The sequence below is a fragment of the Empedobacter sp. EJD.6dd genome (assembly GCF_057369435.1).
Genome location: NZ_CM170667.1, coordinates 2,412,576 through 2,428,347, shown reverse-complemented (window position 1 = coordinate 2,428,347; position 15,772 = coordinate 2,412,576). Strand labels below are relative to the sequence as shown.

Here is a 15,772-nt window from a genome sequence, read left to right as displayed (position 1 = left end):
TAAAATTTATTTTCTTGTTGTATTACTTGTGTTTCTTTTATTTTCTTGCTTTTGATTTAGAACCTGAATTCGTATTTGAATTATTTGGTTTCAAATCTGGTCTTAATGTATGTAGAACTTCTCTACTTATATCAAATTTTGGATCTGTATAAATCATAATCAAATCGCTTCCTTTATCAAAAACAAAACTATAACCTCTTTTATCAGCAACTTCTTTTGTTGCATTATAAATCTGATCTTGCAATGGTTTTACCATTGATCTTCTCAAATTTACTAGATCTCCATTTGGTCCATAACGTTTGTCCTGCAAAATTCTAACAGCATTCACTTCATCCACAAGTTTTTGTTCTTGTTCTTTTACTTGCTCAGCTGTTAATAAGATTTTTTCAGCTTCGAATTCTGCTTGTAATTTAGCCAAATTTTCTTTCTTCTGCTCAATTTCTTTTTGCCAAGATTCTGTTTGAGACTTTAACTTACTTTGAGAAGTTGTATACTCTGGTAAACTCTCTAAAATGTATTGAGAGTCTACGTAACAAAATTTTTGAGCAAATGTCAAACTTGCAAATCCAAAGAACAACGCTATAAAGCTAATCCATTTTTTCATATTCTGAGTGTGTTAATTCTAAAATTATGCCAAAACGTTCTAAACAAATTTACATAATTTATTAGAACTGTTGTCCGATAATAAAATGAGTTTGCCATCCAGAGCGTTCTGTTTGTCCAAATCCTTTATCAAATCCGTATCCAAAGTCAAATCCTAATAAACCAAATGCTGGCATATAAATACGTACACCTGCACCAGCAGAACGTTTCAATTCAAACGGTTTAAATTCACTTGTATTGTTCCAAACATTCCCACCTTCAGCAAAAGTTAAGGCATAAATTTTTGCAGTTTGGCTCATCGTGATTGGATAGCGTAGCTCTAACGAATATTTATTGTAAATAGTACCTCCACCTTCTGGTGTAATATCTCCTGATTGTCCACCTGAATTTGTAGCATCTTCATAACCTCTTAATGAAATGATTTCACGTCCATCAAAACGATTTTGGTTAAGTCCTGTTCCTCCTAAATAAAAACGCTCGAAAGGAATAGTTCCAATTTTACGGTTATACGTTCCTAATACTCCGAATTCTCCTCCAGCTTTCAATACTAGTTTTCCAGTCAATTCTTTGTAGAAATATGCTTTAGCTTTGAATTTGTAATATTCTAACCATTTAAATTTCTCTACATCAGACATTTTTGTATAGTCTTTATTTTGAAAAGCAGAGTAAGGTACTGTTGTTGTAAAAGATAAACTAATTTCTGATCCTGACTGTGGAAAAATAGGGTCTGGTCCTGCAGAATTACGTGTTAAACCTAATGTATAGTTTAAGTTATTAGACGCTCCATTTTCGTATTGCATATTTCCAACAGACATACTATAATTATCGAAATTATAACGTTGGTATGCGATTGAATTTGATAGTCTAAAATAGTCATCTGGCCAAGTTAATAACTTCGTCAAACCTACAGAAGCTCCTAATATATCTAAGTTTGCTTTTTCCCCATAACTATCTCTATAATTATATTGAGAGTAGTAAACAGATGTTGATAAAGCTGTTGGGCGTTTACCACCAATCCATGGCTCTACGAAAGAGAAACTATAGTTTTTGTATCCGTTACCTGCTTGTGCTCTCAAAGATAATTGTTGACCATCTCCCATAGGAATTGGTTTCCATGCTTTTCTATTGAAAATATTTTTTAATGAGAAGTTACCAAATGTTAATCCTAATGTCCCAATAAATGTACCTGCTCCATATCCTCCTTGTAATTCTACTTGAGAAGATGATTTTGGTGCTACTTTCCATTCAACATCAACCGTATTATTTTCTTGATTTGGCTGAATATCTGGCACAATTTGAGTTGGCTCTAAGTAACCTAAAGATGCTAACTCCATCATTGTACGTTTAATATCCGATTTAGAGAATAAATCTCCTGGTTTTGTTCTCAACTCACGATATAAAATATGGTCATGGGCTTCTGTATTACCATTAATCGTTACTTTATTAAGAGTTGCTTGAGTACCTTCAAAGATTTTCACTTCAAGATCAATTGTGTCATTTTTTACACTTTTCTCTACTGGAATAGCGCGTGCAAACAAATAACCTCTATCCATGTACAAAGTAGAAATATCGTCATCTTTTTCAGATCCCGAAATCTTTTTATTAATACCTACAGCATCATAACGATCTCCTGTTTTGTAACCAAAAATTCGTTGTAATTGCTCAGATGTATAAATAGAGTTTCCAGAAAATGTAACATCTCCTAAGAAATACGGTTTTCCTTCGTTTACTTTAATCTTAACCAATAAGTTTTTATCATCAACTTTTTCAATATTGTATGATTCTACTTTAGCATCTCTAAAACCTACAGATTTATATTCATCAACCAATGTTTTTAAATCTTCTTGAAACTTTTCAGGAATCATTTTAGATGATTTGAAGATATTGATTGATTTCTGTTTGGTATTTTTCATCCCTTTTTTACGTAAACGAGCTGCAGTTAAGTTTTCATTTCCTTCGAAAAGGATTTTCTTAATCTTTACACGCTCTCCACGATTTACATTCAATGTAATGTTTTCTTCGTCCTCTTTTCCAGTAATTGGCTGGCGTTCTACATTAATTGTTGTGTTTGGATATCCTTTACCTGTATAATAATCTTTGATTTTATTATTCGTTGTATTGATTAAACTTTGTGTAATCTTAACACCTGGATTTAATTTATTTTGTTTAATTAAATCTTCGCGTTGCGATTTCTTTACACCGTTAATCTTGATTTCTCCTAAACTAGGAACTGAAACTAAGGCAAGCTCTAACGTTACTTCGTTACCTTCAATTTTATCGACATACAAATCAATGTCAGAGAAAATATTAGATCTCCATAATTTTTTTACAGCATTGTTTACCTTCGTACCTGGTAATTCTATCTCTTCTCCGATAGCAAAACCTGCATAACGGATAATTTGATTCTTAGAATATTTAGAATCTCCCGTTACTACAATATCTTTCAATTTGAAAGTTTTTGCATTGGTATAATCTAAGACAAAATTATCTTGTTGTGTTGAATCAATGGTTTTCGTAGAATCTACGACTTGCGCTTGAGCCATGTAAGCACCAAGCATACACATTGTCCAAAAAATTTTCTTCATAATCCTCTATTTCAGTTCGATTAGTTCGTTAGTTGCTCGCTTATCTTACCAAATCTTCTTTCTCGATTTTGATAATTTAATATTGCTTTATAAAATTCCTCTTCGTTAAAATCAGGCCACAAAACCTCTGTAAAATACAATTCTGCATACGCTATTTGCCATAATAAGAAATTGCTAATACGAGTTTCGCCACTTGTTCTAATCATAAGATCTACCATTGGTAAATCGTGTGTGTATAAGTTTTGATGAACTAATTCTTCATTAAAATCATTGTCGGATATCTCTCCGTCTTTGTATTGTTGAGCAATAGACTTTATTGCATGTAATAGTTCTTCTTTAGAACCATAACTTAATGCCAATGTCAAAACACAAGCAGTGTTGTCTTTTGTAATTTCCATTGCTTTTGTCAAATCTTTGAATGCTTTGCTTGGTAATTTTGTTAAATCTCCAATTACATTCAATCGAATACCGTTTTTATGTAATTCTTTTATTTCATCCTTAATTGCAGAACTTAATAAAGTCATTAAAACATTGACTTCTAATTTTGGACGATTCCAATTTTCAGTAGAAAATGCGTAAAGTGTAAGATGTTTTATACCCAATTTTCGACAAGTTTCTATTGAAGATCGTACAGCTCCCAAAGCACTTTTGTGTCCAAAAGTTCTTTCTTTACCGTTCTTCTTTGCCCACCTTCCGTTACCATCCATAATGATTGCAACATGATTAGGTATATTATTTTTATCTATTTGTTCTACTAAACTAATTTCCATTCTTTTTAATCGCAATAACATGCAGGTCTTCCGAAACTATACGTCAAGGAAATTCCTGTTAAAACATACCAATCTTTGTTGGTTAGATTTCCATAATTTTTTTTATCATAAAATTCTTTTAAAGGTTGTGAAAGAGTTGGGTCATTTTTGTAATTATCAAACTCTATTTTTTTAGCCTCTATAAATCTATCTGTAAATTTTCCAGTGTTATAATCGATATAATCAACATTTGTATATCGAATACCAGTTTCGAAAGATAAAATCCAACTGTAATTAAATCTTACTTTATATCCTACTCCAAATGGAATTGATAAATCGGTATTATATTTTGTTTTTTCTATAATTACATTATTGGCTTCATCGTAATCATATTCTTTACCTTTTGCTGAAAATGCTCCTACACCAAAAAAGATATATGGAGATTGAGCAGTTTCTTGATCATCATTGATATTAAAGAAATTATACTCAAACATTACTGAACCTTCTACAATATTATTCTTAAACGATTTATTGCGTTCTAATTTATAATATTCTTTCGAAGTATGATCTCCTGAACCAACTTTTGAATAAGAAATATTTGCTCTAAAACCCATTTGTGGATTTATATTAAAACGATACAAACCTCCTATAGAAATTGGAAAATATAAACTTCCTCCTTTTTCAATTCGAGTTGGAAACGGATTAATATAATTGGCTTTACCAATATCACCAATCACATTTGCACCACCAGCAAAAACTCCGAGTTCATGTCTTTGCGCAAAAGTTAATTGCGAAAAACATAGTATAAAAACAAACAAAAATAATCTCCTCATAAGTTGTGTTATTTTTTCGGCTTTTGCTTTTTATCTTCTTTAAATTCGAACAAATATAAACAAAAGTCAATTCAACGTAACTGATTTAACAAAAATTAAGAAGTTTTATTGTAAATTTTAATTCCTTTTATCTGATCCCCAAAGCATTTTTTCTCTCAAAGTTGTGAAATAAGTCGCGTCAATAGCTTCAACAATTAAAATTTTAAAGTCTGCTTTTTGTATGGTCAATTCGACGTCAGTTGTTAAAGGAAAGTTACGAGAATCTAACGAAAGAAAGTATTCGTTGGCACGACTGCGTATTTTTAAATCAATTTTTTCATTTTCAGACACAATTAATGGTCTAACGTTTAAATTGTGTGGCGCAATTGGAGTAATGACAAAATTTTGATTGGATGGATGCACAATAGGTCCTCCACAACTTAATGAATATCCAGTAGATCCTGTTGGAGTAGAAATAATCAATCCATCTGACCAAAAAGAATTTAAAAATTCATTATTCAAATAAGCATCAACCGTAATCATACTTGTTGTTTCGCGACGAACAACTGTGACTTCATTAATTGCAAAATTATTTTCAATTTCTACTCCATCACTTCTTTTAACAGTTAATAAAGTTCGTGGAATAATGTTATAATCATCACTGAAAAAGCTATCCATTTGCTCTAACAACACACTTTTATTGATTGTTGCTAAAAAACCTAATCGACCAGTATTTACTCCAATAATTGGAATATTAGAATCCCTAACAATTGTAGTTGCAGATAATATTGTTCCATCTCCTCCAAAACTGAATAAGAATTTTACAGATTTATCAAAATCTTCGTAAGATGTGTACGTTTCTACATTCTCACAAGTAAAATCAGTTGTTTCCTTTAAGATTTGAAGAAAATTTTGTTCAACACAAAAACTAATTTCATTCTGAATTAAATAATTTATAAATGGTGGAATAATATCCGTTAAAGACGTACTTGTTTTTTGTCCAAAAAGTGCAACTTTTATCATTAGGTATTCATGTATTTTAACAATTGTGCATAACGACTTTGCAGAAGTTCTTGTTTTTCGTCGTTATAAAATTTCTGAATCACTTGATATCCATAACGTTCAAATGTTTCGCCTATCGTTAATAAATTCGAAGAACTAAATTTAAGTAAAACATAAACGCTATCTTCTTTATTACCAACAATCATCATTCCCAATATTTTTCCATTGTTCACTTCAATAATATTAGAAATCGCTGTCATTGACAAGTCTTTTTCTGCAATAGAAACCAACATCGAAACGCCTTGTGAAGCAACAAAAGGAAAATTAGCAAACGTACTGATAATGTCAGTTTCAGTAATACAACCAACATATCTTGATTGCTCATTAATAATAGGAAGGATATTCGCCTGATTCGTGTACATCATCTGAATCGCATCTAAAAGCGTACTCGATTCCGAAAGATAAAAGTTTTCTATGTATGAGGTATAATCAACTTTTTCATTGTCAATAGATAATTCTATCAAATCTTCTTCTGAGATATTACCAACGAAGTCTAAACCTTTAAACAAAGGTAAATGTGTCAATTTATTCTCTTGTACAACTTCTAAAAGTTGACTTGGAGAAGAACTAACTTTTCCTGGTTTAATCTCGTTTGATAAATATTCAGTAATATACATGGCACAAATTTATATATTTTAATACATTAATTCTCTATTTTTAGTCCTAATTTGGTTAAAATCATTTACGAAGGATAGAAATTTAACCAATTTATTTTAAAATGATTAGTCAAAATATATTCCAAAAACAAGTCTTAATCGAAAAAATATTTCATTTCTTCTACAGATAAAGATGATTTACAATTTCTTAAACCAAAACTCTTATTCATTTTCAAAAAAGAATGGCTTAAATTTTGTATCTTTGCATTACCAATTTTTGCATTGAATGAAAAACCCATTATTTTATGCCAAAATCTTATTGTTTGGCGAATATGGAATTATTGAAAACTCGAAAGGATTAACGATTCCTTATAATTTTTATCAAGGTGCATTAAAATTTGAGCCTTCTGAAATTGCAGAACAATCAAATGCGCATCTAAAAAATTATGCAAAATTTTTAGAAGAAAATTTTGCCGATACCTTTGATACAAAATCTTTTTCGGAAGATGTTGCCAACGGAATGTACTTCGATTCTAACATTCCTCAAGGATATGGCGTAGGTAGTTCTGGCGCTTTAGTAGCCGCTATTTATGACAAATATGCCTTGAACAAAATTGATATCAATCAACATCTGAACAAAGAAAAAATTAGTGAATTAAAAGCTCTTTTCGGAAACTTAGAATCTCATTTTCATGGGAAAAGTTCTGGAATTGATCCTTTGATTTGTTACATGAATATTCCTTTGTTAATTCAATCAAAAGACGATATTTCGACAATTGGTTTACCTTCTGCAAATGCTGATGGAAAAGGAGCTGTTTTCTTAATCAATTCTGGAACACCAGGTGAAACTGCACCAATGATTCATATTTTCTTCGAAAAAATGAAGAAAGAAGGTTTCCGTAAAACATTAAAAGAAGAATTTATTAAATACAATAATGCATGTATTGAAAACTTTGTGAAAGGTGAATACAATCCGCTTTTTGCAAATCTTCAGAAATTATCTGCTTGGGGTTATGAACATTTTAGACCAATGATTCCTCAAAAATTGGTCAATGCATGGAAAACTGGAATTGATACAGATACGTATTACCTAAAACTTTGTGGTTCTGGTGGAGGCGGTTATGTTCTTGGTTTTACGCAAGATTATGACAAAGCAAAAAGCTACCTAAAAGACTTTCAGACAGAAGTTATCTACAAATTTTAAAAAATAATTTATAAACATATAATCAATGAACGTACAGAAAATAATCTTAAAGGTTTTTGCATTATTTTCTGTTGTTCGTGGGTATAATTTGATTGTGCTAATCTTGGCACAATATCTTGCTGCACTTTTTATTTTTGCTCCAGAAGTTGGACATCGTCAATTATTAACAAATCCAAAATTGGATGGTCTTATACTTTGTTCTATTCTTTGTGTCGCAGCAGGCTATATTATCAACAATTTTTACGATTTAGAAAAAGACGAACTCAAACGCCCTTTACAAGTTTATCTACAGAAACAAGTTTCGCAAGGTTTCAAATTAACTGTTTACATTGTTCTAAATGCTTTAGCATTGATTATTGCAGCTCTTATTTCCTGGAAAGTTTTCGTTTTCTTTTTAGTATATCAATTTTTAGTTTGGTTTTATAGCCACAAAATCAATCGATTTGCTTTGATTAAAAACGTTTATTTGATCATTATTCGAGTATTACCATTTTTTGCTTTGTTGGTTTATTTTGACAATTTTACCTTCAATCTTGCTTTACATGCGACTTTTCTAACCATTTTATTGTTGATTACTGATATTGTAAAAGATTTGAGTTCTCAAAAAGCAGATTTAATTTACAATTACGATTCAATTCCAATTAAATACGGAGTCGATTTTACGAAGGTTTTAATTTCTTGTTTAATTATTTCTGAATTAATCATTGGTTTTATCATTTTAATGAAAAATGATGTTGGTGCTATGAAATACTTTTTTATTGCAGCAAATATCGCATTTACATTGATTTTGTTCATGATTTGGAGAATCAAAACGACACAAGAATATAAAATTTTACATTATTTTTTTAAGGGAATGATTGTTGCTGGCGTATTTAGTATCGTATTAATCGAAATAAATCCCTTAACTTTGCAAACTATTGCGCAAAATTTTAACAAGCGTATAAATTAATCAAATTCAGATGAATAACAGACGAAATCAATCCAACGACAGAAATTCCCAAGGCGGGAACAATCGTGGAAAAGGTGGAGCAAGAGGAAATTCTTCTTCTAAACCATCTTCAGGGAAAGGAAAACCGTCTTTTGGTGGAAGTAAACCAAGCTTTGGAGCTAAAAAAACTGAAGGTGGTAAACCATCTTTTGGTACTAGCAAACCAACTTTTGGTGGAAAACCAACAGAAGAAGGAAAGAAAAGTTTTGGACCCAAAAAACCGTTTAACAAACCAGGCGAAAAACCATTTGTTAAAAGACTGAAAAAAGCACCAGTTGATGACGGGACTATTCGTTTAAATAAATATGTAGCGAATGCAGGGATTGCATCCAGAAGAGAGGCCGACGAGTTGATCAAAACTGGAATTGTTACAGTGAATGGTCAAGTGATTACTGAAATGGGTTATAAAGTACAACCCAATGATGAAGTTCGTTTCGATGGTCGTAAAATTTCTTCAGAAAAGAATGTATACTTTGTTTTGAATAAACCAAAAGGTTTTATTTCAACTTCAAATGATGAAAAAGGACGTAAAACAGTTATGGATTTAATGTCTACAGCAACCACAGCGCGTATTTTTCCTGTAGGACGTTTAGACAGACAAACAACCGGAGTTTTATTATTTACGAACGATGGTTACTTAACAAAGAAATTGACGCATCCAAGTCATGATATCAAAAAAATATATCATGTTACTTTGGATAAAAAATTAACAGCAAATGATTTGGCTGACATCAAAAAAGGTGTTCGTTTAATTCCTGAAGGAATTGCAGTTGTTGATGCTATTTCTTTTATTGAAGGCCGTCCAAAGAATGAAGTTGGGGTTGAATTACACATTGGTTGGAACCGCGTAGTTCGCCGTATTTTCCAAGAGAAAGGATATGAAGTAGAAGCTTTAGATCGCGTTTCTTTTGCAGGACTTACAAAGAAAACTTTACAGAGAGGTGAATACCGAAAATTAACAGAATTAGAAGTTAACTTCTTAAAAATGATGTAATACTTCATTAAAATAAAAAAAACCACTTCAAAAGAAGTGGTTTTTTGTGCTTAAAAATTATTTCTTTTCAGAATTTTTTCCTTTGTTTTTCACATATTTCTCTAACCATTGATCTTGTTCCCACAACATGTGTAGAATATTTTCTCTGGCTGCATATCCGTGAGATTCTTGGGGTAATAAAACCAATCGAGTTGTCGCTCCCAAACCTTTCAACGCGTTGAAATAACGCTCAGATTGCATCGGGAAAGTTCCTGTATTATTATCAGCTTCACCATGAATTAACAACAATGGTGTTTTCATTTTATCTGCATTTTGGAAAGGCGCCATTGTGTTGTAAACATCTGGAGCTTCCCAATAATTACGTTGTTCTGACTGAAATCCAAAGGGTGTTAACGTACGGTTATACGCACCTGAACGCGCAATACCCGCCGCAAATAAATTAGAATGCGTTAATAAATTCGCTGTCATAAACGCACCATAAGAATGTCCACCAACCGCAACTCTTTCACGATCGATAAAACCTAATTTATCTACCGCATCAATCGCAGCTTTTGCATTTGCAACCAATTGAGGTACAAATGTATCATTTGGCTCCTCTTTTCCTTCTCCAATAATTGGAAAAGCAGCATCATCTAAAACTGCATATCCTCTCAATGCCCAATAAATAGGACCTCCATACGAAGGAGAAGTAAATTTATTTTCAGAAGTTGTTACTTGTCCAGCAGTCGAAGCATCTTTAAATTCGCGAGGATAAGCCCACATTAACATTGGTAATTTTTCTTTTTTCGACTTATCGTAATTTGGTGGCAAATATAAAGTTCCTGATAATTCAACACCATCAGCACGTTTGTATGTAATTAATTCTTTCGAAACTTTGTTCATTGCTTCAAAAGGATTTTTTGTAAACGTTACTTGTTTTGGTTTTCCTCCTTTTTGGAAGATATTACGAACATATAAGTTTGGATAATCTGTTTTTGATTGAATTTGCTCTAAAATGATTCCTTTCTTTGGATCAATTACACGTGCAATCACTTCTAATTTATCCGATTTTTGAGCTCTCCATAAACGAGAAGTTTTTTGAGTTTTAATATCAAAATCATCAACAAAAGGTAAAATTCCTTCTGCTGAAACTCCTTCTCCAACCAACATTAATTTTCCTTTGTTAATTGATAAAACATTAAAACCATAATCATTCATTTCTGTTACAAAATTCCCAGGATTGTTGTAAGCATCTTGCGTATTGCGACTAAAGAAACGTGTTGGTTCTTGTGATGGATTTGACGGATTGAAAATATAAGTACTTTCGTTACGTGTATTGTACCATGCATCACGAATTAATGCTATTTCATCATTCCCCCAAGTTACGCCTCTATAACGATCTTTTACTTTTACTAATAGTTCTTTATTTGCTGTAAAAGGAGCTGAAACTTGGTAAAGTGCATCACGAAATTCTGCTGGTTTATTTGCATCTCCACCATCTAACGCTTCAACCCAATACAATGTATTTGGTTTATCAGCTCTCCAATATAAACTTCTTTTTCCCATTATGGTAGAAGAGAAGCCTTTTGGAACAACTTCTTGCAATTCTTTGTGATCAACTTCTTTTACTAATTTTCCATTGATATCATAAACAACATCTGTAGATGGAAAACTGCTATATGTAACTAAATATGAAAAAGGTTTTTTGATTTCATTTACCAAAACATATTGTCCGTCAGGAGAAACTGAAATATCTGTATACATTGCAGCATCTTTCCATTTAGATTTTGCTCCAGTTTCGATATTTACTTTTACTAATTCAGAAATAGCTAATTGCTCAAAGTTGAACTCGTCATTTTTATTTTGTAATAAATCTTGATATGTTCTGTTTTGTGCTTCTTTTCCGTCAGCTACAGAAACTGTAGGACCTGTTGCAATTGCTTGTTTTGTGTCAATTAATGCTTTTTTGGAAGCTGGAATTACATTTACAATTAGTTCAGAATCCGAAATCCAATTAAAAGGACGTCCTAAATTAGCATTCAATTTGTCTTCGTAAACTTTTGTTGCAGTTTGTGTTTTAACATCAACAATCCATAACTCTACTCCTTTATTTGTCGTATTTGTAACAGCAAATTTCGATTGAGAAGTGTTCCACGATTGATTAGAAAAACGACCTTTTGCAGGTAAACCAGCAATAGCTTTTTCTTTTGAAGTCTTCAGATCAAAAAAAGTAATCTTTTCACTAAAATTTTCACGCGAATTAATATTTGTTACAGGATTAATACGTAATCCTGCCAAACGCAATTCTGTTTCAGACAATTCATTAATCGTTTTATAACGACTTCTGTACGATAAAAATGCATTTTCAGCTTTACGATCAGTACTAATTGATGGAGGCATATCTGCATCTGCTAATTGCAAAATTTCTTGCGGAGGCAATTGATAGGTCACATTTTCTTGTGCTTTTACAGACGTACCAAAAGTCATCGCTAAGAAAAGCAACGAGTAAACAATTTTCTTCATGTGTTTTTAAGATTTTACATCATAAAGATATTGAATCTTTCCTAAATTAATATAACAGAAATTAGTATTCGATAAAAAATGAATTAAAAAAAGACGTTTCAATTGAAACGTCTTTAAATTTTATCTTCTCTTCCCTCCTTTTGCTTTATTGGGATTACTTTTTCCTACCCTAGCTTGCGAGCTTTTAGTTTTAGGTTTTGGTTTTTTGAGTGCTTTTCCTTTAGAATCTTTAAAATCTGGAGAAATTTCTTTCGTTTTTTTAGCTGATGATTTCTTAGGTTTAGAAGAAGCCTTCTTTTCTTCGTGCTTTTCAGAATCTTTTGTCAAGCGATTAATTTCTGCTAATTCTTCTGGTGTTAAATCACGATGTTGACCTATACCAACATTCAGTGTTAAGTTCATGATACGAACACGCTCTAACTTTTTTACAGTATATCCAAAATATTCGCACATACGACGAATTTGTCTGTTTAAACCTTGGATCAAGGTAATTTTAAAAACGGTTGAACTAACTTTTTCTATTTTACATTTTTTTGTAACCTGATTTAAAATCGGAACACCTTTCGACATACGTTCACAAAATTCATCAGTAATAGGTTTATCCACTGTTACGATATATTCTTTTTCATGGTTATTTCCAGCTCGTAAAATTTTATTCACAATATCACCATCACTCGTTAATAAGATCAACCCTTGCGAATCTTTATCCAAACGACCAATCGGAAAAATGCGTTCTCCAAACGATAGAAAATCAACTATATTATCAGGATCTGTAGGATCTGTAGTACATGTTACACCCACAGGTTTATTCAACATAATATAAACAGCGTTTTCTTTTTCACGCGGTTCTATTTCAACTCCTTTCACAGTTACAATATCATTTGGACCAACAAATTGACCAATTTTTGCAACTCTTCCGTTAATCTGAACCAATCTATTTTCGATGTATTGATCTGCTTCGCGTCGCGAACAAAAACCACTATCGCTGATATATTTATTTAAACGTAAAAAATTAGTCTCCTCCATAATTGCAAAGATAGTTTTTTATCGATTTGAAATATATATCCACAAAATTCTTTAACCTCATCAAAAAAGAAGAATCTTATTTATCTTTACAAAACCAAAGATTTTGAGAAATGAAGAAAATATTTTTTTTGAAAACGTGCGATACGTGCAAACGTATTATGAAAGAGTTAGATTTTACAGGTTTTGATTTACATGAAATTAAATCTACTGCAATTTCTGAAGAAGAATTAGCTGAAATGAAAGATTTAGCAGGAAGTTATGAAGCTTTATTTTCGCGTCGTGCTCAGAATTACAAAAAATTAGGATTGAAAGATCAACAACTTTCTGAAGAAGCTATCAAAAATTATATTTTATCAGATTACACTTTCCTAAAACGTCCTGTGGTAGTAGACGGAGACAAAATTTTTATTGGAAACGAGAAGATAAACTTAGAAGCCCTTGGGCAATATTTGAAATAGAAATCACACATGAAAAAAACAATTTTATTGAGTACGCTTTTACTGAGCGCGAGTTTACTTGCTCAGAAAAAGAACATCACAATGGAGGATGCTGTACTTGGATTATCGACGAATTTACGTATCGAGAATCTAAATCAAGTACAATGGATTCCGAATCAGAATGCCTTTACGCAAAATGTAAAAACATCATACGGAGAAGCGTTGATCAAGAAAGAAGTTCCTTCTCTTAAAACCGATACGATTTTTAGAAGTTCTCAGTTTGAGAATAAAAGAATTCCTTCTTTAAATTGGATCAATGATAAGCAAGCTTATTTTTCTACAAAAACAGGTTACAAAACAATAACAACTGCTGGTCAACAAAATGATTGGTTAAAATTGCCTGATAATGCAGAAAATGTAGAATTTGATGCAACGAATAATCAAGTTGGATATGTGATTGATAACAATTTATTTTTTGTTGATAAAGCTGGAAAAACACATCAAATTACCAAAGACGGAAAATATGAAATCGTGAATGGAAAATCAGTTCATCAAAATGAATTTGGGATTCACAAAGGAGTTTTTATTTCGCCAAAAGGAAATTTAGTTGCGTTTTATAGAATGGATCAAACTGTTGTGACAGATTACCCAATTATTGATTGGTCGGTGCAACCTGCAGTCAACAAAAACATCAAATATCCGTTTGCTGGAACAAAAAATCACACGGTTACATTAGGAGTTTATAATCCAACAACGCAAAAAACGATTTTCTTAGAAACTCATCCAGAAGTAGATCATTATTTAACTTCTGTTACGTGGTCGCCAGACGAAAAACATATTTATATTGCTTTACTTTCTCGTAATCAAAAACACATGGAATTGAATCAATATGATGCAGTTTCAGGAAAATTGATTAAGACATTATTCAAAGAAGATGATGCAAAATATGTAGAACCTCAAAACGAATTACATTTTATTCCAGGAAAAACGAACGAGTTTGTTTGGTGGTCGCAACGTGATGGTTTTATGCATTTGTACCGTTTCAATACAGACGGAAAATTATTGAACCAAATCACAAAAGGAGATTGGATTGTAACGGATATCGTTGGTGAAAATGCGAAGAAAAAAGAGTTGTTGGTGATGACAACGAAAGATTCTCCGAAAGACAGACATTTATATGCGGTGAATTGGGAGAATGGAAAATTGCGTAAAATAACTTCGGATGCAGGAACACATAATGTTTTGGTTTCATCGAATGGAGAATTTGCGGTTGATAATTGGAGCAACGACAACACGCCTCGTAAAATTGATGTGTTGGATACAAACGGTAAATTCAAACAAAATATCTTAACTGCTCAAAATCCTTTAGCTAATTACAATACGGCGAAAGTTGAAAATGTAACGTTAAAAGCTGATGATGGAACTGATTTGTACGGAAAATTAATTTATCCAACTAATTTTGATTCTTCGAAAAAATATCCTGTAATCGTTTATTTATACAATGGGCCACATGCGCAATTAATCACGAATCGTTTTCCTGCAACAGGAAATCTTTGGTACGATCATTTAGCTGAAAAAGGTTATGTTGTATTTACAATGGACGGACGCGGTTCGGCAAATAGAGGTTTAAAATTTGAGCAAGCAATTCATGCAAATGTTGCAACGACAGAAATGAATGATCAAATGAAAGGAGTTGATTTCTTAAAAACGTTGCCTTTCGTAGATGCGGAACGTATGGGAATTCACGGTTGGTCTTATGGTGGATTTATGACAACTTCGTTTATGTTACGTAAGCCCGATGTTTTCAAAGTTGGTGTTGCTGGCGGACCAGTTTTAGATTGGACACAATACGAAATTATGTACACAGAGCGTTACATGGAATCGCCACAAGATAATCCTGAAGGTTTCAAAAACACGAATTTAATTAATCGCGTAAAAGACTTAAAAGGTAAATTATTAATGATTCACGGAGCGCAAGATAATGTAGTTGTTTGGCAACATTCTGTTGATTTTATTCGCGAAGCGGTGAAAAATGGCGTGCAAATGGATTACTTTGTTTATCCTGGACATGAGCACAATGTTCGTGGAAAAGACCGCGTTCATTTGATGCAAAAAATTACAGATTACTTCGATTTGTATTTAAAACCAGAAAGTACATCTCAAAAATAATAGTCAACAAAAAACCACTTCAAAAGAAGTGGTTTTTTTACTTTT

General features: G+C 32.0%; 13 protein-coding genes. 5 read left to right on the top strand and 8 right to left on the bottom strand.

The window, feature by feature from the left end:
• Window positions 1-37 precede the first annotated feature (37 nt).
• The 6 genes from AC2I98_RS11470 to AC2I98_RS11445 all read right to left on the bottom strand — a co-directional run bounded on the left by AC2I98_RS11470 (window position 38) and on the right by AC2I98_RS11445 (window position 6,428).
• Complete coding sequence (locus AC2I98_RS11470; protein ID WP_486411816.1) at window positions 38-604, bottom strand: OmpH/Skp family outer membrane protein; 567 nt, start codon at window positions 602-604, stop codon at window positions 38-40.
• A 61-nt stretch (window positions 605-665) separates the two neighbouring features.
• Window positions 666-3,188, bottom strand: coding sequence for an outer membrane protein assembly factor BamA (gene bamA / locus AC2I98_RS11465; protein ID WP_486411815.1), 2,523 nt, complete (start codon window positions 3,186-3,188; stop codon window positions 666-668).
• A 20-nt stretch (window positions 3,189-3,208) separates the two neighbouring features.
• A complete protein-coding gene (uppS, locus tag AC2I98_RS11460; protein ID WP_486414075.1) occupies window positions 3,209-3,952 on the bottom strand; it encodes an undecaprenyl pyrophosphate synthase in 744 nt (247 codons plus the stop codon).
• Between the two features lie 11 nt (window positions 3,953-3,963).
• Entirely contained in the window at window positions 3,964-4,770 is an 807-nt protein-coding gene (gene porG, locus AC2I98_RS11455) for a type IX secretion system protein PorG (RefSeq protein WP_486411814.1), read from the bottom strand.
• A gap of 117 nt (window positions 4,771-4,887) precedes the next feature.
• Window positions 4,888-5,772 (bottom strand): NAD kinase, encoded by an 885-nt coding sequence (locus AC2I98_RS11450; RefSeq protein WP_486411813.1) that lies wholly within the window; start codon window positions 5,770-5,772, stop codon window positions 4,888-4,890.
• Window positions 5,772-6,428 (bottom strand): CBS domain-containing protein, encoded by a 657-nt coding sequence (locus AC2I98_RS11445; RefSeq protein ID WP_486411812.1) that lies wholly within the window; start codon window positions 6,426-6,428, stop codon window positions 5,772-5,774. The genes AC2I98_RS11450 and AC2I98_RS11445 overlap by 1 nt, the downstream gene beginning before the upstream one ends.
• 265 nt (window positions 6,429-6,693) lie before the next feature.
• Here AC2I98_RS11445 and AC2I98_RS11440 point away from each other — a divergent pair, with 265 nt between their 5' ends.
• The 3 genes from AC2I98_RS11440 to AC2I98_RS11430 are packed head-to-tail and all read left to right on the top strand — an operon-like array spanning window position 6,694 to window position 9,593.
• Window positions 6,694-7,611 carry a mevalonate kinase family protein gene (locus tag AC2I98_RS11440; RefSeq protein ID WP_486411811.1) on the top strand — a complete coding sequence of 306 codons (918 nt, stop codon included), beginning with the start codon at window positions 6,694-6,696 and terminating at the stop codon, window positions 7,609-7,611.
• A gap of 25 nt (window positions 7,612-7,636) precedes the next feature.
• Entirely contained in the window at window positions 7,637-8,560 is a 924-nt protein-coding gene (locus tag AC2I98_RS11435) for a geranylgeranylglycerol-phosphate geranylgeranyltransferase (protein WP_486411810.1), read from the top strand.
• Window positions 8,561-8,570: 10 nt separating this feature from the next.
• On the top strand, window positions 8,571-9,593 hold the full coding sequence (locus AC2I98_RS11430) for a pseudouridine synthase (protein WP_486411809.1): 1,023 nt from the start codon (window positions 8,571-8,573) through the stop codon (window positions 9,591-9,593).
• Window positions 9,594-9,650: 57 nt separating this feature from the next.
• Here the strand turns inward: AC2I98_RS11430 and AC2I98_RS11425 are convergent, their stop codons facing one another.
• Complete coding sequence (locus tag AC2I98_RS11425; protein ID WP_486411808.1) at window positions 9,651-12,095, bottom strand: alpha/beta hydrolase family protein; 2,445 nt, start codon at window positions 12,093-12,095, stop codon at window positions 9,651-9,653.
• A gap of 120 nt (window positions 12,096-12,215) precedes the next feature.
• Entirely contained in the window at window positions 12,216-13,121 is a 906-nt protein-coding gene (gene rluF / locus AC2I98_RS11420) for a 23S rRNA pseudouridine(2604) synthase RluF (RefSeq protein WP_486411807.1), read from the bottom strand.
• A gap of 110 nt (window positions 13,122-13,231) precedes the next feature.
• Between rluF and AC2I98_RS11415 the strand changes: the two genes are divergently transcribed.
• Window positions 13,232-13,579, top strand: coding sequence for an arsenate reductase family protein (locus AC2I98_RS11415; protein WP_486411806.1), 348 nt, complete (start codon window positions 13,232-13,234; stop codon window positions 13,577-13,579).
• Window positions 13,580-13,588: 9 nt separating this feature from the next.
• On the top strand, window positions 13,589-15,727 hold the full coding sequence (locus AC2I98_RS11410) for a S9 family peptidase (RefSeq protein ID WP_486411805.1): 2,139 nt from the start codon (window positions 13,589-13,591) through the stop codon (window positions 15,725-15,727).
• Window positions 15,728-15,772 lie beyond the last annotated feature (45 nt).

What these genes read in the sequence shown, in the direction of transcription:
- AC2I98_RS11470 (WP_486411816.1), bottom strand. Translation starts at nt 604, where the DNA reads ATGAAAAAATGGATTAGCTTTATAGCGTTGTTCTTTGGATTTGCAAGT.
- bamA (WP_486411815.1), bottom strand. Translation starts at nt 3,188, where the DNA reads ATGAAGAAAATTTTTTGGACAATGTGTATGCTTGGTGCTTACATGGCT.
- porG (WP_486411814.1), bottom strand. Translation starts at nt 4,770, where the DNA reads ATGAGGAGATTATTTTTGTTTGTTTTTATACTATGTTTTTCGCAATTA.
- AC2I98_RS11450 (WP_486411813.1), bottom strand. Translation starts at nt 5,772, where the DNA reads ATGATAAAAGTTGCACTTTTTGGACAAAAAACAAGTACGTCTTTAACG.
- AC2I98_RS11445 (WP_486411812.1), bottom strand. Translation starts at nt 6,428, where the DNA reads ATGTATATTACTGAATATTTATCAAACGAGATTAAACCAGGAAAAGTT.
- AC2I98_RS11440 (WP_486411811.1), top strand. Translation starts at nt 6,694, where the DNA reads ATGAAAAACCCATTATTTTATGCCAAAATCTTATTGTTTGGCGAATAT.
- AC2I98_RS11435 (WP_486411810.1), top strand. Translation starts at nt 7,637, where the DNA reads ATGAACGTACAGAAAATAATCTTAAAGGTTTTTGCATTATTTTCTGTT.
- AC2I98_RS11430 (WP_486411809.1), top strand. Translation starts at nt 8,571, where the DNA reads ATGAATAACAGACGAAATCAATCCAACGACAGAAATTCCCAAGGCGGG.
- AC2I98_RS11425 (WP_486411808.1), bottom strand. Translation starts at nt 12,095, where the DNA reads ATGAAGAAAATTGTTTACTCGTTGCTTTTCTTAGCGATGACTTTTGGT.
- rluF (WP_486411807.1), bottom strand. Translation starts at nt 13,121, where the DNA reads ATGGAGGAGACTAATTTTTTACGTTTAAATAAATATATCAGCGATAGT.
- AC2I98_RS11415 (WP_486411806.1), top strand. Translation starts at nt 13,232, where the DNA reads ATGAAGAAAATATTTTTTTTGAAAACGTGCGATACGTGCAAACGTATT.
- AC2I98_RS11410 (WP_486411805.1), top strand. Translation starts at nt 13,589, where the DNA reads ATGAAAAAAACAATTTTATTGAGTACGCTTTTACTGAGCGCGAGTTTA.